Consider the following 18261-nt stretch of genomic DNA (forward strand, 5'->3'; position numbering starts at 1 on the left):
GCTCGACTCTACAACAGCGGTTCAACGCGGGGCCTGGCAGCCCAGCATGCGCAGGTCGATCGCTTCGGCCATGCGCCGGTAACCCTCGTCATTGGGATGCAGGTGGTCGCGGGTGATGTCCGCCGGCAAGGCTTCCGGCGCCGCCGGGTCACGCAGCGCCGCGTCGAAATCGACCACGCCATCGAAGCCGGTGTCCTTGCCGCGCGCCCACTGGTTGATGGCCGTGCGTGTCGCTGCCGACACCGGCTCGTAGCGCTCTGAACCGCCAAACGGGGTCAGCGTGCCCAACCACGCGCGGATGCCGTGTGCCTGCAGCCGCGCCGCCACCTGCCGGTAACCCAGCAGCATGTCCGCTGCGTTGCGACCTGGCAGCGGCTTGGCGCCCCCGCCGTTGCGGATGTCATTGATGCCTTCGAACAGGATCACCTGATCGGCATCGGCCACCGCGATCACGTCGCGATCCAGTCGTGACAGCGCGCTATGGCTGCGGCCGTGGTCCAGCAGTTTGTTGCCGCTGATGCCCTGGTTGAGCACCACGAAACGGTCGGGGCAGGCCTGTTGCAGGCGCTCGCCCAGCCGCTCGGGCCATTGGTTGAACGAGCCGCGCCGGGCCGTGGCGCCTTCGGTGATCGAATCGCCCAGGGCGACGATCACCTGCGGTCGGTCGGTGCGTTGCACCAGCACCGCGGAAAACACGTTCTGCTGGTAACTCACCTTCACCGCATCGGCCACGCTGGCCTGCGGGCCATCCACCACCCGCACCACCGTGCGGCGCACGGCCGGCCGTGTCGGCTGCGGGAACCACGCGGTCACGCTGATTTCCTGCAGCGCGCCCAGCCGCAGCGGCAGCGGATCGCTCAACAGCGCTGCGCCCACCGGCACCTCGATCGCGCTGCGTCCATCCACCGTCACCGCCAGCGCCGCAGCCTTTCCACCCTTCAACTGCACGCGCACATCTTCCACGCGCAGCGGCGTGGTGCCCAGTTCGTTGCTGATGCGCAGCCGCAGCGCATCGCCACGGCTGCCCACGCGCATGTCCTGGCGTACCGTCTGCGCGGCGAACTGCACCGGCGCCTCGGCCGTGCCGTCCTTGCGGTCCGGCGCCGGTGACGCGGTCCAGGCGGTCACCCAGACCGGTGCGGCCTGGGTGTCGGGGGCGGCCACGGCAGCGCCGAGAGCCAGCGAAAGCAGGGTGATCCAGCGCTGCATGGGAAGGGTCCGCTCAGGTCAGGAGAAGTAGGTGCCGCCGTTCACATCCAGGTTCGCACCGGTGATGAAGGCCGCTGCGTCCGAGGCCAGGAACACCGCCGCATCCGCCGCTTCTTCCGGCACGCCCTGGCGGCGCAGCGGGGTCGCACCGGCTACCGCCGTGCGCACTTCCGGCTTGGTGAATTCATCGTGGAAGCGGGTGGCGATCATGCCGCAGCACAGTGCATTCACGCGGATGCCCTTCGGCCCCAGTTCCTTGGCCATGGCACGGGTGAAGGTCATCACCGCTGCCTTGGCCGTGGCATAGATCGAAGCGCCCGGGCCGCCGCCATCGCGGCCTGCCTGCGAGGCGAAATTCACGATGGCCGCGCCTTCGCCCATGTGCGGCACCACCGCGTGCGTGGTCAGGTAGGTGGAGGTGAGGTTCAGGTCCATCACGGTGTGGAAGAACGCCGGGTCGATGTCGGCCAGCGGGCGGCGCTGCACCATGCCGCCGGCCACGTTCACCAGCAGGTCGATGCGCTCACCGAACGCGGCCTGGGTGGCGGCCACCAGGCCGGCCACGGCAGCAGCGTCGGTCACGTCGGCGCGGTGCACGATGGCCTGGCCACCGGCGGCCTGGATGGCGGCCAGCGTGTCCTGCGCGCTGGCTTCGTCGTTGGCGTAGTTGATGCACACGCGGGCACCGGCGGCGGCCAGCTTGATCGAGACGGCGCGACCGATATCACGGCCACCACCGGTGACGATGGCCACCTTGTCCTTGAACGACATGCGGGAAACTCCTTGGTTTGTGGGGGAATGAAAAACGTGGGCTCAACGGCCGGGGCGGTCGAGCTTGTGGATCGGGCCGGTCCACCACCACAGCGCGGCCAGCGACAGCGGCACCAGGGCGGCGACAAGAATGAAAATGGGCGCGTAGGAATGGCGGGTCAGCACCGGCACCAGCCAGGTGGTGATCAGGGTGCCGGCCACGGCGGCCAGTCCACCCAGGCCGGCCAGGGTGCCCACCGAACGACCGTCGAACAGATCGCCCGGCAGGGTCTGGATGTTGCCGATTGCCACCTGAAAGCCGAACAGCACCGCGGCAATGGCCAGCACCGCCAGCAGCGGCTGGTTGGCCAGCACTGCGCCCAGCAGGGCCGGGGCCATGATCACGCAGCCCAGCGAGATGGACAGCTTGCGCGCGCGGTCCACGCTGTGCCCGGCGCGGATCAGCCGGCCCGACAACCAGCCACCGCTCAGGCTGCCCAGCATGGCGCCGACGAAGGGCACCCAGGCGAACAGGCCGATCTGCTTGATGTCAAAGCCGAACGTTTCGGCCAGGTAGATCGGCAGCCACGAAACGAACAGCCACCAGATCGGGTCCAGCAGGAAGCGGCAGGCCAGCATGCCCCAGCTCTGCCGATGGGCAAGCAGCGCACGCACGCTCACCTTCGGCGCGGCCACTGCCTGCTGCCCGGCCTGGTCTTCCTGGATCAATCGGCGCTCGGCGTCGCTCACCCACGGGTGCTTGTCCGGGCCGGCGCGGTAGACGAACAGCCACGGCAGCAGCCACAGGAAGCCGATGGCACCAACCAGCACGAAGGTGCCGCGCCAGCCCAGCCACAGGTACAGGCCGGCAATGGCTGGCGCAGAGACAATCGCGCCTACCGACGCACCGGCATTGAACACGCCCTGCGCCAGCGCCCGTTCGCGCGCCGGGAACCATTCCGCATTGGCCTTCACCGCGCCCGGCCATGCACCGGCCTCGCTGATGCCCAGCATCGCGCGCACCAGGCTGAAGGACAGGATCGAATGGGTGACCGCATGCAGGGCGATGGAGATCGACCACACGCTGATCGACAGGGCAAAGCCCAGCCGCGTACCGATCATGTCGAACAGGCGGCCGAACAGGAACTGGCCGGCCGCGTAGAACAGCATGAACACCGTTACCAGCAGCGCGTAATCATCCTTGGTTGCGCCCACTTCCTTGGCGATCTCCGGCCACATCACCGCCAGTGCGTTGCGGTCGATGTAGTTGATCACCGTGGCCACCGCAATCAGGCCGACGATCAGCCAGCGCACGGCTGACCGCACCGGCACCTTGCGCAGGCTGGACACCACCGCCGGGCCATTCATCGCGCGTCACCCTTGCTGCGGTCCATGCGCGCGTGGCTGCCGCTCCAGCGGTAGGCGTGGCCGTCGACGGTCACGCTGTGCTCGCCCTTGGCGGTGCTGTCGTCGGCCACGCCCAGGGCGATGCGCGCACCGCTGGCCAGGCGCAGTTCAATCACCTCGGCATCGCTGCCACGGCCGCGCACGATCTCCTTGATGCGACTGTCGGCACCGTGCACGTACTCGGCGGTGCCGTTGTACTCGCCATGCGGCTCCAGCACGCTATAGAAGGTCACATCCTTCTGCCCTTCCACGCGTTGCAGCAGGGCCGGTTCGCGGCGCAGGTTGAATTCCGGATCGTTGGCGCCGCTTTGCACCAGCAGCGCCTGTGCAGGCGCACTGCTGCCGAAGCGATAGGTGTAGAAGCGCCCATCCAGCAGCCAGGCCAGCGTGCGCGGTTCGCTGCCAGCTTTGCTGCGCGCATCCAGCCACAGGTGCTGGTAGCCGTTGTCGCTGCCCAGTACCGGCCGCTGCGCCGGGAAATGCTCGGCCTCGAAGCCGGTGGTGACGATGTGGCCGTTGAAGTGCAGCGGCAGGTCGTAGCGCGCGGCCTTGTCGCCGTGTACCTGCAGCAGGTCCAGCACTACCGGCAGGCCCAGTTCGGGGTGGCGCAGCAGTGCCTGGGTGCGGGTGAACACCACGCCGGGGTAGGCATCGCGCATGCTGGCCGAGGCAATCTGGGTATCGGCGTCGGCCTGGAAGAAGCGCACCTGCGGCGCATGTTCTTCGCCGCGCTTCCAGTCGCCCTTGAAGTGGCTGGTCTCGTTCACCACCAGGGTGTTGTGGGCCACGGTCTGCTTGGCCCAGCTGCGGTTCTCGGCCAGGTAGATGCCGCCGCGCTTGGCTTCCACGTTCAGGAAGCGGGCCGCGCCGTAGTCGGTCACCACCGGGTTGCCGTTGTCATAGAACAGCCAGTTGAGCTTGTCGAAATGCCCATGGCCCATGCCCTGCATGGTGTCTTTCTGCACCAGCGCCTGGCCGCGTTCACCGTTCATGCGCAGGATCGCCAGGCCACCGCGGTCGCCGGCCGGACCATCGCGCAGCAGCATGGGCCGGAAGTCGAAGGGTTTGGCCTTGTTGGCCGCCAATGCCTGCGCCACCTGCAGGCCCTCGGGTGAAAGCAGCAGCCGTTTCTGTTTCTGCGCTACCGACAACAGGCGATCATCGCCGCTGCGCGCATAGGCAATGCCGATGCCGGCCACCAGTTCCTCGGTGTCGATGCCCTTGTCCAGGATCGCATCGTTGATCGGGAAGAACAGGCCGTCATAGCTGGTCTGCACCAGCACATCCACCGCCTTCAGCAGCACGCCATCGCGGCGCTGGAAGATCTTCCGCTGCGGTTCGTTGCGCTCGATGGCATTGGCGAACAGCAGGAACGGCGCCAGCGCATAGCGCTGGTAGTACGGGCCTTCTTCGTAATAGCCATCGGGCGAGAACAGCAGGTCGACCTGGCGCAGGAAGCCGAACTGGTCATTCTTCTGGCTGCCACGCAGCGATTTTTCCACCAGTTCCTGGTCACGCAGCACATAGCCGGTCATGCCGGTGGCCGCGACCGCCCAGGTCGCATGGTTGTGGATCTGGTCGTAGTTCTTCGGCTCGCTCACCAGGAATTCGGCCATCGGCCGGAACACCTGTGATTCGATGGTCTGGCGGTCGGCGGCGGGCAGCGCATCGCGGATCGCGTCGTAGCCCTGGATCGCGTTCACCAGCCACACCGAATCGTTCAGCACCTGCCAGAACACGCGGCCGGGAATCTGCCCGCGGCCTTCGGGGTGCGGGCCCAGGGTGGGGTAGAGCTTGGCGTACTGCAGCAGCATGTCGCGCGCGTAGTCGACATAGGCCTTGTCACCGGTCAGCCGGTACAGCGTGCCGGCCGCCAGCAGTGCCTGGTAATTGCGCTTGTGCTGTTCGTGGGTGCGGCCGCCGCCCTTGTCCTTCGGTACCGGCACGTCGATGCCGGCCTTCATCATCTTCTTCAGCGACTTTTCCGCACGCGCCTGCTCCTTGGCGAACCAGGGGTAGCGGCTGCCTTCGCTGGCCATCTTCTGCCACTGCGCAGCGGTCACCAGCACCGGTGTGGTGTCGGCTTGGCGTGCGGCGGGCGCAGGTGCCGCGTGCAGCGGCAGGGCTGGCAACACGGCAGCGGGCAGGGCCAGGGCCAGGGAAACGAACAGCGGCTGCAACCTCATCGATCAACTCCGGTGTTGGTGCGTGACAGGGCAACCTCGCCCACCTTGGGGTACCAGTCCACCCCGGTTGCTTCGCGCGCGGTCATCGTCAATGCCGCCTCGGCACCCACGGCCGGCAGGGCAGGGCTGGGCACCCACAGGCCGCTGGCGGCCTGTTGCAGGGTGACGGTGGCGCTGGCCACCCCGCCGGGAAACACCGTGCTGGCCTGCGGTGACTGCAGGTTGCCGGCGAAGGTGATGCCCGCCAGCGAACTGGCGGCGGTGGGCGGGTTCCTGCTGTTGCGGTTGACGATCAGGTTGGCGCTGAAGCGGCTGTTGCTGGCGGCCACGTCCAGGCCCTTGGCCGGATCGTGGCCGACGCCGAAGCTGATTTTGGCCACATCCACGAAGGTGTTGCGGCTGATCGTGGCGTTCACTACCGGCGCGTAGCCGGACAGCGGCGGGCTGGCCTGGGCGTCCATCACCGCCAGCGCGGCGCGGTTGCTGGAACCGGCCAGGCGCTCGAAGTAGTTGTTGCTGACGGTCTGGTCGGCGTTGATCACGCGCACGCCGCCGGTGCCGGCCTTGTCATCGCCCAGGAACACGTTGTCCAGCACGCGGTTGCCGTTGCCATGGCGCAGGGTGAGCGCACCGGCCGAACGGTAGAACACGTTGCCGCGATAGGTATTGCCACCGGACTTGTTGCTGATGATCTCGGTTTCGCCGTCGCAGCCTTCGAACCAGTTGTTCTCGATGGTGCTGTTGGAATCGCTCAGCGAGGTATCGCTGGTGCCCACGCGTATCGTCTCGCCGCCGTTCACGCCCAGCGCCGGGCGCGGCCCGAACCAGGTGTGGTCGATGCGGTGCTGGTTGTCCAGGCCCTGGGTGGCATCGCGCACCACCACCACGGTCGGGCCGGCGTTGGTCTTGCCGCGCAGCTGGCTGTGGTCCAGGCGGTTGTGGCTGCCGTACAACGAAACCCAGTAGTCCTGGTCGCTGGCATCGGGGTTGCTGTAATCGTCGATCACCAGCCCGGTTACCCGGCTGTGGGTGGCCACGGCCTTGCTCGATTCGCGGAAGGCCACTACCGAATCGCCGGGGGTGTAGCCATCGCGGAACACCAGGTTGGACACCTGCAGGTAGCTGCCCGCCAGGCGAAGATCAGAGCGACCGCTCAGGATCACCTTGCCCGGGGTCTGCGCGCGCAGCACGATCGGCGCCGCCGCCGTGCCCTGTCCCTTCAGCAGCAATCGGGTGTCGGTCCAGGTGCCATCGGCCAGCACGATTTCATCACCGGGCTGCAGGGCGGCAGCCGCGGTGGTGAACTCGGCGGCGTCGTGCACCAGCCAGCTGGCGGCCTGCGCCGAAAAAGTGGACAGGCACATTGCCAGTCCAGTGGTCAGGCAGGAAACCGAAAATGGTTTGGAACGGCGGTGCGGTAGCGATAAGAGGCGCATGCGAACCTTCCAGGGACAGTGTGAGTGTCGTTTCGGGGCGGGTATGTATACCACTTCGGGGTCTTTTGTAAGCCAGCTTTCGCGCAAAGTCATGCTGCATCAGCACATAAGTTGGCCGTGAATTGGTATGAAACAAAGGTATTAAGAAAAACCCAGTCCAATTGGTTGACAACTTGCCATCGGCGTGCCGAAGCTGCGTCCCACGCCTGCCATCCAGGCGATCCTTTGGGAGGAGGAGACCATGCGGCGAACCGCCGGAGCAGTACGCAACACCTCGTTGTGCCCCACGCCACTGATCGTGGCACTGCTGGCAGCGCTGGCGGCCGTGCCTACCGTACAGGCGCAGTCGGCCGCGCAGGACCAGAACGCGACCACGCTGGACCAGGTGCAGGTCACCGGCATCCGCGAATCCATGCAGAGTTCGATCAACAAGAAGCGCGACGACACGGTCATTGCCGATGTGCTGTCGGCCGATGACATCGGCGACCTGCCGGCACCGTCGTTGGCCGACGCCATCGAAACCCTGACCGGCGCCGCGTCCACCCGTGACAAGACCGGCGCTTCTGAAATTTCCATCCGCGGCCTCGGCGCGTTCCTCAGCAGCACCAATTTCAACGGTCGCGAGATCACCAACGGCAGCGGCGATCGTTCGGTGAACTTCAACATGTTCCCGGCCGAGCTGGTCAACACGGTGGCCATCTACAAGACCCAGCGTGCGGACATCATCGAGGGCGGCGTGGCCGGCACCATCGGCCTGGAAACCGTGCGTCCGCTGGAATACGGCAAGCGTGCGGCGCAGATCGACCTGCGCGGCAGCTGGGCCGAGTATGACAAGAAGTACCGCGACGACGATGGCATCGGCTACCGCGGCACCGCCAGCTACATCGATCAGTTCGAGTTCGGCGATGGCCAGAAGCTGGGCATCTCGCTGGGTTTCCAGCGGCTGGACGGCACCGATCCGGAAGAAAGCATCACCAGTGGCTCCACCTGGTACGCCTGCAACGGCGCGCAGAACGTGGCCAACGCCAACTGCAACGAAGTAAGCGCGCAGGCCATCGCCAACGGGGCGCCGTACTACCTGGTGCCCAGCAGCCGCATCTATCGCTTGAAACAGGAACGCAACGACCGCCAGAGCGAGTTCGCCGCGATCCAGTGGCGGCCCAACGATGTGGTCGAGCTGAACGTGGACTTCGAGCATACCGACCGCAACTGGTATGAAAACCGCAGCGACCTGAGCCTGTCCAACGCCCGCCGCGGCATCACCCAGCGCGAGGTGGACGAGAACGGCATCGTGCGCCACCTGCACGGCAGCACCTCCATCGATTCCACGTCCAACCGCTACTGGCGCGGCGAGGAGTACACCGGTGGCGGCCTGAACCTGATCCTGCGCCCCAGCCCCGCCTGGGAACTGACCACCGATCTTTCCTACTCGCACACCAACCGCCTGGACAGCGAGCGCATGACCCGCCTGCGCGCCAACCAGCGCGACGTCAACAACGCCGTGGTGCCCGGCATCAGCAGCGGTGCCACCGGCTACGTGGACTACGACTGGGATTGGCACGGCGAGGTGCCCAGCATCGCGCTGGCGCCCAATTTCGATGTGAACAACTGGGATGCGTATTCGGGCGCGGCGCGGGTGACCTCCAGCGCCACCGAGAACGATCACAAGATCAAGGCCGGCCGCTTCGATACCAGCTTCACGCCCGAGTCGGGCTTCTTCACCCGCATCAAGGGCGGGCTGCGCGCCAGCCAGGCCGACTACCGCCTGCGTGACAACACCCTGGTGACCGACTACGACCCGCGCGTGGCCGCCGACAAGGCGAAGATCATCGCGGCGAACCAGGCGTGCCGTGCGCCGTTCCCGCAGGACGACTTCATGGACGCCTCCAGCGGCAACACGATCTCGTCCTGGGCGTACTTCGACCCGGACTGCCTGTACCAGTCGTTCCGTGGCAGCCTGGCCAGCGGCCTGGATCCGGATTTCCAGGATCCCAACAACGTCGATGTCACTGAAAAGACCCGCGCGCTGTACCTGATGGGCGAATTCAGCAGCACCCTGCTGGGCCTGCCGGTCAGCGGCAACGTCGGCCTGCGCTGGGTGAAGACCGATGTGCGTTCCGAAGGCGTGCGCACCGATCTTGTGGTGCTGGGCAACGGTGATGGCACCCTTCGCCTGCAGCCCACCGGCAACTACACCACCCAGGTGTTCAAGGCCGGCAATGACAAGCTGCTGCCCAGCCTGAATGCCGCCTTCGAACTGCAGCCGGACCTGCTGCTGCGGGTGGGCGCCTACCGGGCGATGTCGCGTCCGGATATCGCCGCGCTGGGGGCAGGGCGCACCATCAATGTCAGCAGCGATGCCACCTACAGCGACCTGGCCGACGCGCTGGATGACATCAGTGCCAGCGGCAACCCGGCCGCGCAGCCGTTGATGTCCTGGAACGGCGATCTGTCGCTGGAGTGGTACCCGAACCCGGACACGATGCTGGCCGGTGCGGTGTACTGGAAGCAGTTCAACGGCGGCACCGCCACCGCGCTGGTGCCGGAAACGTACACCCTCAACGGGCAGACGGTGACCGTACCGGTGCGCCAGCAGGTCACCACCGATGAGGACAGCACGCTGACCGGCTTCGAGCTGACCGCCACCCACCGCCTGTCCTATCTGCCCAAGCCGTTCGACGGGCTGGGGTTCAAGGTCAGCTACAACTACGCCGATGCCGATTACCAGACCCAGGATTCGCGGTTGGGCGAGCAGGTAGCCGCCGATGGCAGCATCATTCCCGCCATCGTGCCGCCGGCCGGGCTGAGCGGTTTCTCGCGCCACGTGCTGTCCGGCTCGATCTACTGGGACGTCGGCCGTTTCAACATCCAGGCCATCGGCAAGTTCCGCTCGCACTACTACCAGGATTTCACCGGCAACACCGCGCAGCAGAACCGCTACTACGATGACAACACCAGCGTGGACCTGCGCATGCGTTACCGGGTCAGCAAACAGCTGTCGCTGTCGTTGGAGCTGATGAACCTGACCAACGAACCGCGCGTGGCCTACCAGCCGCTTTACGGCAACTTCCGTGAAGTGGTGAGCTACGGGCGACGCGCGTATTTCGGTGTACGATACAAGTTCTGAACAGGGCGGCGCGGCCACAGGTCGCGCCGTCGCTCCAACCGGACCGCACCGCGCACGGTGGCCCGGGACGGGCCCGGAGGGAACCGCCAAGGGTCAGCCGCATGTCCGCCAACCGTCTCTACCAGACCATCGCCGCCAAACTCCGCTCGTTGATCGAGGGCGGTGAATTCCCGCCGGGTTCGCGCCTGCCGGGCGAGCGTGAGCTGGCCGAGCGTTTCGGCGTCAGCCGGGTGACCATCCGCGAAGCCGAGATCGCCCTGGAAGCGCAGGGCTGGATCGCCATCCGCATCGGTTCGGGCGTTTACGTGAAGCCGCGACCGGCGCAGGCCAGCGGCGGCCTGCCCGATGTCAGTGCCTTCGACCTTACCGCTGCCCGTGCCGTGTTCGAGGCCGAAGCGGCGGCGCTGGCGGCCGGCAACATTGATGAAGCGGGCATCGCCGAACTGCAGGTCCTGGCCGAAGCCCTGTGCCGGCGCGACCTGACCGATGCCGAGGCGGGCGACTTCGATCGCCGTTTCCACCTGACCATCGCGCGGCTGTCCGGCAATCCGGTGGTCGAATATTTCGTGCAGCAGATCTGGCGCATGCGCAGCGAGCTGCCGCGGGTGACCGAGGTCTACGCGCGGGTCTGCCATGACGACGGCGCCAGCCGTGCCGACGAACACATGGCCATTTTCGAAGCACTGCGCAGCCGCGATCCGGTGGCCGCGCGCAATGCCATGCGTCATCACTTCCAGCGTCTGTTCGAGGCGATGCTGGCAGCGACCGAAAGCCAGGCCCTGGAAGAAATCCGCCGCCGCACCCAGCAGGACCGCGAACGGTTCCTGGCCACCACCCGCATCTGAGGGGTTTCCAGCCAACGGCGCAGCCCCTCGTGGGGTGGCCGCTTGTTTTCTGCGAATTGGGTCGGGCGGGTTGGGTTCGCGGGGGACGCCGTAAATCCATCCGTGGAGGCTTGGCCGCGGCATCCATGCCGCGGACACCCCCGCGAACCCAACCCGCCCGACCCCCGACAGTTTCCGTGCGCGTCCAGCCCACGGAAGAAAGATAAAGAGCGAAAAGCAAAAGCCAGCTCCCCGGGGTCGGAGCCCTTTCCGCAGGAAAGGGCTCCGACCCCTCTCCATATATATATCGACATCCCATTCCGCTCTTGCCCTTGCCTTTGCCGTCCGTCACCGGTGAACCCGGAAGGGTGGGGCGGTGTGGGGTGGCGGGACCGCAGGCGCCATGGATGGCGCCTACGAGCCCCCATGGATGGGTTTTACGGCGTGTCCCGCCACCCCGCACCGCCCCGCCCAAGCCAAGACATCCCAGAGCCGAAGTGTTCTGGCTCTGGCTTTGGCTCTGCGCTCTGGCATGTAGAAAGCGCCGCCGGCCGCAGGCCGGCCCAACACACACACCACCCCCGCTGCGCTGCGGCACGCCTGCCGCCGACCGATCTGGGATAATGCGCGTTCTTGTTTCCTCTGCTGCCGGACCCGGTCATGACCCAGAAGACGCTGCTCAACGATACCCACCGCGCCCTCGGCGCCAAGATGGTCGATTTCGGGGGTTGGGACATGCCCATCCACTACGGCTCGCAGCTGGACGAACACCACCTGGTGCGCCGCCAAGCCGGCGTGTTCGACGTCAGCCACATGACCGTGGTCGACCTGCGCGGCGAGCAGGTCAAGCCGTTCCTGCGCCGCCTGCTGGCCAACTCCATCGACAAGCTGAAGGTGCCGGGCAAGGCCCTGTACTCGTGCATGCTCAATGCCCGTGGCGGCGTCATTGACGACCTGATCGTCTACTACCTGGCCGACGACTTCTTCCGCATGGTGGTCAACGCCTCCACCCGCGAAAAGGATCTGGCCTGGCTGCGCGAACAGGCCGCACCGTTCGGCGTGAGCGTGGAGCAGCGCCCGGACCTGGCCATCCTGGCCGTGCAGGGCCCGCAGGCCCGCGACAGCGTCGCTGGCCTGGTCGGCGGCGCCGACCGCGAGGCGCTGGCCAAGCTCACCCGTTTCGCCGCCCTGCAGGTCAAGGCCGACGACGGCGTTGACCTGTTCGTTGCCCGTACCGGTTACACCGGCGAGGACGGCTTCGAGATCCTGCTGCCGCAGGACGCGGTGGTCGCGTTCTGGAACCGCCTGATCGACGCCGGCGTGAAGCCGGCTGGCCTGGGCGCGCGTGACACGCTGCGTCTGGAAGCCGGCATGAACCTCTACGGCCAGGACATGGACGAGGAGATCAGCCCGTATGAAGCCGCGCTGGCCTGGACCGTGTCGCTGGACGAAGGCCGCGACTTCATCGGCCGCGATGTGCTGGAGGCGCAGAAGGCCGCCGGCACCGCGCGCCAGATGATCGGCCTGGTGATGGACGAGAAGGGCGTGCTGCGGCACGGCCAGGCGGTCACCACCGCCAGCGGCCAGGGCGAGATCCTGTCCGGCACCTTCTCGCCCAGCCTGGCCAAGGGCATCGCGTTTGCCCGCGTGCCGGCAGGCGAACTGGGCCAGGTGACCGTGGACATCCGCGGCCGCCAGGTACCGGTGCGCGTGGTCAAGTTCCCGTTCGTGCGCGAAGGCCAGGCCCAACCGGGCGTGCTTGCCGACGCGTGATGCGAACGTGCCGGTCGTCACTGACAGCAGTGGCGGCCGGTTGGTTACACTAGCCCCGTTCTTTCCACACCCCTGTATTCCTGGAGCAGTTCCATGAGCGAGATCCCCGGCGACCTCAAGTTCCTCAAGTCCCACGAGTGGGCCCGCGTCGAAGGCAATGGCCGCGTTACCGTTGGTATTTCCGACCACGCCCAGGGCCTGCTGGGTGACCTGGTCTATGTCGAACTGCCCGACGTCGGCGCCGACGCCAAGGCCGGCGAGCAGATCGCCGTGGTCGAATCGGTGAAGGCGGCTTCGGACGTCTACAGCCCGATCAGCGGCAAGGTGGTCGAGGTCAACGCGGCGCTGGCCGACAAGCCGGAAACCATCAACGAAGATGCCTACGGCGAAGGCTGGATGTTCGTGGTCGAGCTGTCCAACGCCGAAGAGCTCAACGAGCTGCTGGATCCGGACGCCTACGCCGAAGCACTGGAAGACGAGGACCACTGAGTCCTGGTTTCCGGCGAACACCAGCGGCCACCTTCGGGTGGCCGTTTTCGTTTCTGCACCCGCGTCGGCCAGGACTGAAGGTGCGTGTGCCGGGTGCGCGTGGCGGCCATCGCTGCGCGCGAACGATGCGTTCGGGCTTGCGCAGTTTTGCGCAAATCCGTGTTTCGGCACCCGCGGAACCGCGCCCGGATGTGAAAAGTTTTTGCCCCCGTTGCGGGTCCGTTTGGAGAGCGGCTTCCGCTATCGTGCGGTAGCCACGCCGATCGCACGTGCATGCTGCGCCAGCCACTGCCTATCAACGCAGAGTGCTTATTTCAAGTGTTTTTTATTCAAGGTGCGGCTTGCCGCGTACGCCGTCGCGCTGCGTTGCACCGCTCCAGCAGGCACGCGGCGGGTGCTGCCGGGCCCGCAGCGGGCGCGCCGCCAAGGCGCCGCGATGTGAAAATTTTTCGCGGGGGTTGTTGACAGTAAAAAAAACCGTGATTAGGTTTCGCCTCAGCAGACCTTGCCTGCCCAACCGAGTGCGCCGAATCAATCGTCCGATGCGAAGCAATCCCTCCAAGACCACCGCGATCCTCAAGACGGTGGACAGGGCCCTGCTTCTCCCGGAGAAACGCACGGCACTTTCCTTTCCGATGTCCGTCCCGCCGACCGGGGCCGACATTGCCGCATCCGTAACGGCGCGCCTGACGCGCCGGCGGTCCCCGCACGCAGCATCGGCGGGTTTGATCCACCTGGGCGTTTCAACTCCCTATCACTGACGAGGAGCCATCCCATGGCAACCAAGAAAGCTGCGAAAAAGAAGCCCGCCGCCAAGAAAGCGGTGAAGAAGGTCGCGAAGAAGGCCGCTGCCAAGAAGGCAGTGAAGAAGGTCGCGAAGAAGGCAACGGCAAAGAAGGCGGTGAAGAAGGTCGCCAAGAAGGTCGCCAAGAAGGTCGCCAAGAAGACCACTGCGAAGAAGGCAGTGAAGAAGGCGGCGAAGAAGGTAGCCAAGAAGCCGGCAAAGAAGACCGCGAAGAAGGCCGTCAAGAAGGTCGCCAAGAAGGCAGTGAAGAAGACTGCCAAGAAGGCCGCCAAGAAGACCACCGCCCGCAAGCCGGCCAAGAAGGTCGCCAAGAAGGCAGTGAAGAAGGCCGTCAAGAAGACTGCCAAGAAGGCCGTAAAGAAGACCGCGAAGAAGGCCACCAAGAAGGCTGCCCCGAAGAAGGCAGCGAAGAAGGTTGCCAAGCGCAAGCCGGCCGCTCGCAAGAAGAAGGCCGCTCCGGTTGCTCTGCCGGCCACCCCGGCACCGCTGATCTAAGTTCCATCCCGATCGCCGTACCCTGAAACCCCTTCCCTGTTGCCCAGCAGGGAAGGGGTTTTTTTATGCCCGCGCCCACTGCCTCGCCCTTGTAGAGTCGAGCTTGCTCGACTGCTTCACCGCCCTTGTAGAGTCGAGCCATGCTCGACTGCCCCACCGCCTTTGTAGAGTCGAGCTTGCTCGACTGCTTGGCTGGTCAGTCGAGCAAGCTCGACTCTACGAAGCCAGAGCAGTCGAGCAAGCTCGACTCTACGAAAGCAAAAAGGGCGACCCGCAGGCCGCCCTTTCCAGGTTCACCGGCGTGTGCCGGCTCAGCGCGGCGAGGCCACCGCGCGGTTGCTCGAAGCACCCTTGCCCTTGCGCTTGTCCTGCGCCGGCGCAGCACCGTCGGCCATCAGGCTGTCGCTGCCGAAGTCGGTATCCACGTCCAGCCAGCGCTGTGCGGGCAGGCCCAGGGCCGAATCGAGCACGGTCGGCAGCAGGCCGCTGGGCAGGCTGCTTTCGCCGTTCCACATGATCGCAATGCCCAGGTCGCGTTCGGGCACCAGCGCCACCAGGCCGCGGTAGCCCTGCACGGCGCCAGCATGGAACACCACGTCGTGGCCGGCGTAATCGAACGTGCGCCAGCCCAGCGCGTAGCCGGCCGAATGCAGGCGCTCGCGGCGCCAGCCCGAACGCATCTCGCCCGGGGTGTTGATCAGGCTCGAATGCAGGGTGGCCAGCAGCGGGGCCGGCAGTACGTCGGGGCGGTGCCCGGTGTGGGCCAGCAGCCACTGCGCCATGTCGCTGGCGCTGGCGTTCACGCCTGCCGCCGGGGCGACGCGGTAGTAGGTCGGCTTCGGGGTCAGCGACACCCAGCCGTTGCGGCTGCGCACGTGCGGACGCGCCCAGCGCGAGCTGGCCTGGATGCCGGCCAGGCCCATGCTGGCATCGTTCATGCCCAGCGGCTTGAAGATGCGCCGTTCCACGGACTGTTCATAGAAGCTGCCCGACGCGGCATAGACCACATCCCCGATCAGGCTGAAGGCCACGTTCTGGTACGCGTAGCAGTCACCTGGCAGGCACTTCAGGCTGGTGTTGGCCAGCTTCTGGGTCAGCGTGTAGTACTCGGCGTTGCCTTCGATGTCGCGGTCGTAAGCGTTGTAGGGCAGGCCCACGCGGTGGCTCAGCACGTCAGCCACGGTCAGGCGGTCGGTGGCTTCGGGCGAATTGAGCCGGAAGCCGGGCACGTAGTCGGTCACCTTGCTGTCCCAGCGCAGCGTGCCATCGTTCACCAGCAGGCCGGCCATGGTGCCGGCGAACGCCTTGGACAGCGACGCCAGGCGGAACACGGTGTGGGCATCGACCGGCAGCGGGTTGTTGACATCGGTCACGCCGTAACCGCGCGCGCTGATGACCCGGCCGCCCTGCACGATGGCCACGGCCATGCCCGGCACGCGCTCGCCATAGGTCAGCTGCTGCGCCATCGATTCGATGTTGGCCACGTTGAACCCGGCTGCCGGCAACTGCACCTGCGGCACCAGCCCGGTGCGGTAGGCGGCCGGCTGGGTGTGGGCCACGCTGTGGGATTCGATGTTGGCCGGCAGCGGCGGCAGCGGCGGCGGCGTCTGCGCGGTGGTGGACAAGGCAACGGGCATGAGCATGCCCAGCAAACCAGTGGTCGCCGATCGGATCGGACGACGCAGGCTGTTCTTTTTCATCGAGGAGACCCGTGCGCGACTGCTGGAGTCGATTCTAGCGCCGCTTTTCGCCTATGCACAAACAAAGCGAAGATGAATGCGCATCTTGTTGAAAAAGTTGGATTTTTGACGCTTGTTCCGCGCGCTGCGACGGGTCTCGGCAGGGCGGCTGCAACGCTCGGTTCTGCCGGCCCTGCAGCACCCGGCTGGCGATGTTGCAGTGCATTGGCTAACGTACGCGCTTCATCGCCCCCGGAGCCTGCCATGCTGCTGTCCAACCGCCGTTCGCAGGCGAGGGGAACCGCGTGAGCGCGGCAGGCAACAGCGGTGCCCTGCGTGGGCTGTTCGCGGCCCTGCGCGAATCGCCGGCGCTGTGGTGGTCGTTCCTGTACTTCTTCTGCCTGCTCAGTGGCTATTACGTGCTGCGCCCGGTGCGCGAGGCGATGGCCGCCTCGGCCGATCTGGAAACGGTGTTCCCGCCGCTGCTGATCAGCTGGTTCGCCAGCCATGGCATCGCCCTGAAGGACTTCGTCCTGCAGTTCCTGTTCACCTGCGTGTTCCTGATCATGCTGGTGCTGCAGCCGGTCTACGGCTGGCTGGTCAGCCGTTTCCCGCGCCGGGTGTTCCTGCCGGTGGTGTATGGCTTCTTTATCGTCACCCTGCTGGGCTTCTACGCGCTGTTCGACAGCGGCGTGCCGGGGCGGGGCATGGCCTTCTTCCTGTGGGTGATGGTGTTCAACCTGTTCGCGGTGGCGGTGTTCTGGAGCTTCATGGCCGATGTGTTCACCAACGCCCAGGCGCGCGGCTGGTACGGCTACATCGGCGCGGCCGGCACCGTGGGCGCGTTCCTGGGCCCGATCATCACCAGTGCGCTGGCCCAGCGGGTGGGCATCGCCAACCTGATGCTGGTGTCGGCCGGGTTCCTGGTGGTCTGCCTGTTCTGCATCTGGCGGCTGCGCCACTGGGCGGTGCTGCGTGAGCGCGAACAGCAGCTGGTGTCGGGTGAGCAGCCGATGGGCGGCAGCGTGCTGGATGGCCTGAAGTTGATCGCGCGCGAACCGCTGCTGCGCTGGCTGGCGGTGCTGGTGGTGTTCGGCGTGGGCGTGGGCACCCTGCTGTACAACCAGCAGGCCAGCATCGTGCGCGCCGCCTTCACCGATCCGGCGGCCAGCACGGCGTTCTTCTCGCGCATCGACCTGGCGGTCAACGCGCTGACCCTGCTGCTGCAGCTCAGCCTGACCCGCTGGCTGCTGTCACGCCACGGTATTGCGCCGGCGCTGCTGGTTCCCGCATTCGCCATCCTGATCGGGTTCTCGGTGCTGGCCGCCTCGCCACTGCCGATGATGGTGGCGGTGGTGCAGGTGATGACCCGCGCCAGCGAATTCTCGCTGTTCAAGCCCGCGCGCGAGACGATCTACACCCGCGTGGACCGCCAGTGGCGCTACAAGGCCGGCGCGGCCATCGACACCGTGGTCTACCGCGGCGCCGACCTCAGCTTCACCTGGGTGCACAAGGCGCTGTCGCTGTTCGGTTCGCACGTGGTATTCGTGGGCGGCATCCTGGCAGCGGCCTGCATGACCGCCGCCGCGTTCGGCGTGCTGCGCGAAGAGAAGAAGCTGCCGCGCGACCGCTGAGCCGCGCGGGGTCGGATCCCTCTCCTGCGGAGAGGGCTCTGACCCCATCACCCCATCCATCCATCCAAGGAACCGCCCATGTACTGGATCGCACTCGCCCTGACCCTGCTGGTCGCCCTGCTGCACGTTTACTTCCTGGTCCTGGAAATGTTCCTGTGGACCCGTCCGCTGGGCCTGAAGACGTTCCGCAACACGCCGGAAAAGGCCGAGATCACCCGCGTGCTGGCGGCCAACCAGGGGCTGTACAACGGCTTCCTGGCTGCGGGGCTGTTCTGGGGCCTGTTCGATCACCTGCCGATGCTGGTGAATTTCTCGCTGGGCTGCGTGATCGTGGCCGGCTGCTACGGCGCCTGGAGCGTGAACAAGCGGATCTTCTTCATCCAGGCAGTGCCGGCGGTGCTGGCTGCCGTGGCATGGTGGTTCGTGCCGGCGTGATCGCTTGGTAGA

At 66.3% G+C, this 18261-nt stretch carries 13 protein-coding genes; 7 read left to right on the forward strand and 6 right to left on the reverse strand.

All coding sequences use genetic code 11. The features are described from left to right. Positions 1 to 21: 21 nt before the first annotated feature. From G4G00_RS08825 to G4G00_RS08845, 5 genes are read right to left on the reverse strand one after another with little or no spacing between them, the layout of a single operon-like run. The gene (locus G4G00_RS08825) at positions 22 to 1209 is read right to left on the reverse strand and encodes a GDSL-type esterase/lipase family protein (protein WP_164272704.1); all 1188 of its coding nucleotides are present in this window, start codon (positions 1207 to 1209) and stop codon (positions 22 to 24) included. 18 nt (positions 1210 to 1227) lie between these two features. Beyond that, complete coding sequence (locus tag G4G00_RS08830; protein WP_108753884.1) at positions 1228 to 1980, reverse strand: glucose 1-dehydrogenase; 753 nt, start codon at positions 1978 to 1980, stop codon at positions 1228 to 1230. A 42-nt stretch (positions 1981 to 2022) separates the two neighbouring features. After that, positions 2023 to 3327: an MFS transporter gene (locus G4G00_RS08835; RefSeq protein WP_108753883.1), complete on the reverse strand. Its 1305-nt coding sequence runs from the start codon at positions 3325 to 3327 to the stop codon at positions 2023 to 2025. Beyond that, positions 3324 to 5552, reverse strand: coding sequence for an oligoalginate lyase (locus G4G00_RS08840; protein WP_164272707.1), 2229 nt, complete (start codon positions 5550 to 5552; stop codon positions 3324 to 3326). The genes G4G00_RS08835 and G4G00_RS08840 overlap by 4 nt, the downstream gene beginning before the upstream one ends. Beyond that, entirely contained in the window at positions 5549 to 6916 is a 1368-nt protein-coding gene (locus tag G4G00_RS08845) for a polysaccharide lyase 6 family protein (RefSeq protein WP_240336103.1), read from the reverse strand. The genes G4G00_RS08840 and G4G00_RS08845 overlap by 4 nt, the downstream gene beginning before the upstream one ends. 313 nt (positions 6917 to 7229) lie before the next feature. Here G4G00_RS08845 and G4G00_RS08850 point away from each other — a divergent pair, with 313 nt between their 5' ends. The 5 genes from G4G00_RS08850 to G4G00_RS08870 all read left to right on the forward strand — a co-directional run bounded on the left by G4G00_RS08850 (position 7230) and on the right by G4G00_RS08870 (position 14501). Continuing rightward, complete coding sequence (locus G4G00_RS08850) at positions 7230 to 10115, forward strand: TonB-dependent receptor (protein ID WP_164272712.1); 2886 nt, start codon at positions 7230 to 7232, stop codon at positions 10113 to 10115. 101 nt (positions 10116 to 10216) lie between these two features. Next, the gene (locus tag G4G00_RS08855) at positions 10217 to 10960 is read left to right on the forward strand and encodes a FadR/GntR family transcriptional regulator (protein WP_108753879.1); all 744 of its coding nucleotides are present in this window, start codon (positions 10217 to 10219) and stop codon (positions 10958 to 10960) included. A gap of 639 nt (positions 10961 to 11599) precedes the next feature. Beyond that, entirely contained in the window at positions 11600 to 12712 is a 1113-nt protein-coding gene (gene gcvT, locus G4G00_RS08860; protein WP_108753878.1) for a glycine cleavage system aminomethyltransferase GcvT, read from the forward strand. A gap of 93 nt (positions 12713 to 12805) precedes the next feature. Then, positions 12806 to 13201, forward strand: coding sequence for a glycine cleavage system protein GcvH (gene gcvH, locus G4G00_RS08865; protein WP_108753877.1), 396 nt, complete (start codon positions 12806 to 12808; stop codon positions 13199 to 13201). Positions 13202 to 13706: 505 nt separating this feature from the next. Continuing rightward, the gene (locus G4G00_RS08870; RefSeq protein ID WP_240336104.1) at positions 13707 to 14501 is read left to right on the forward strand and encodes a histone; all 795 of its coding nucleotides are present in this window, start codon (positions 13707 to 13709) and stop codon (positions 14499 to 14501) included. Positions 14502 to 14812: 311 nt separating this feature from the next. On the opposite strand, the gene G4G00_RS08875 is transcribed toward G4G00_RS08870, so the two are convergent. Next, positions 14813 to 16201 (reverse strand): serine hydrolase domain-containing protein, encoded by a 1389-nt coding sequence (locus tag G4G00_RS08875; RefSeq protein ID WP_108762671.1) that lies wholly within the window; start codon positions 16199 to 16201, stop codon positions 14813 to 14815. A 284-nt stretch (positions 16202 to 16485) separates the two neighbouring features. On the opposite strand from G4G00_RS08875, the gene G4G00_RS08880 reads away from it, so the two are divergent. Both G4G00_RS08880 and G4G00_RS08885 read left to right on the forward strand, forming a co-directional pair. Next, complete coding sequence (locus G4G00_RS08880) at positions 16486 to 17814, forward strand: MFS transporter (protein WP_164272715.1); 1329 nt, start codon at positions 16486 to 16488, stop codon at positions 17812 to 17814. 78 nt (positions 17815 to 17892) lie between these two features. Beyond that, positions 17893 to 18249: a DUF1304 domain-containing protein gene (locus G4G00_RS08885; RefSeq protein WP_108753874.1), complete on the forward strand. Its 357-nt coding sequence runs from the start codon at positions 17893 to 17895 to the stop codon at positions 18247 to 18249. Positions 18250 to 18261 lie beyond the last annotated feature (12 nt).

The organism is Stenotrophomonas sp. B1-1, assembly GCF_010894375.1.
Lineage (GTDB): Bacteria > Pseudomonadota > Gammaproteobacteria > Xanthomonadales > Xanthomonadaceae > Stenotrophomonas.

Excerpts from the sequence above, each read along its gene's own strand:
- G4G00_RS08875 (WP_108762671.1), bottom strand. The coding sequence starts at position 16,201 with ATGAAAAAGAACAGCCTGCGTCGTCCGATCCGATCGGCGACCACTGGT.
- G4G00_RS08835 (WP_108753883.1), bottom strand. The coding sequence starts at position 3,327 with ATGAATGGCCCGGCGGTGGTGTCCAGCCTGCGCAAGGTGCCGGTGCGG.
- G4G00_RS08850 (WP_164272712.1), top strand. The coding sequence starts at position 7,230 with ATGCGGCGAACCGCCGGAGCAGTACGCAACACCTCGTTGTGCCCCACG.
- G4G00_RS08885 (WP_108753874.1), top strand. The coding sequence starts at position 17,893 with ATGTACTGGATCGCACTCGCCCTGACCCTGCTGGTCGCCCTGCTGCAC.
- G4G00_RS08845 (WP_240336103.1), bottom strand. The coding sequence starts at position 6,916 with ATGTGCCTGTCCACTTTTTCGGCGCAGGCCGCCAGCTGGCTGGTGCAC.
- gcvT (WP_108753878.1), top strand. The coding sequence starts at position 11,600 with ATGACCCAGAAGACGCTGCTCAACGATACCCACCGCGCCCTCGGCGCC.
- G4G00_RS08855 (WP_108753879.1), top strand. The coding sequence starts at position 10,217 with ATGTCCGCCAACCGTCTCTACCAGACCATCGCCGCCAAACTCCGCTCG.
- G4G00_RS08825 (WP_164272704.1), bottom strand. The coding sequence starts at position 1,209 with ATGCAGCGCTGGATCACCCTGCTTTCGCTGGCTCTCGGCGCTGCCGTG.
- G4G00_RS08830 (WP_108753884.1), bottom strand. The coding sequence starts at position 1,980 with ATGTCGTTCAAGGACAAGGTGGCCATCGTCACCGGTGGTGGCCGTGAT.
- gcvH (WP_108753877.1), top strand. The coding sequence starts at position 12,806 with ATGAGCGAGATCCCCGGCGACCTCAAGTTCCTCAAGTCCCACGAGTGG.
- G4G00_RS08840 (WP_164272707.1), bottom strand. The coding sequence starts at position 5,552 with ATGAGGTTGCAGCCGCTGTTCGTTTCCCTGGCCCTGGCCCTGCCCGCT.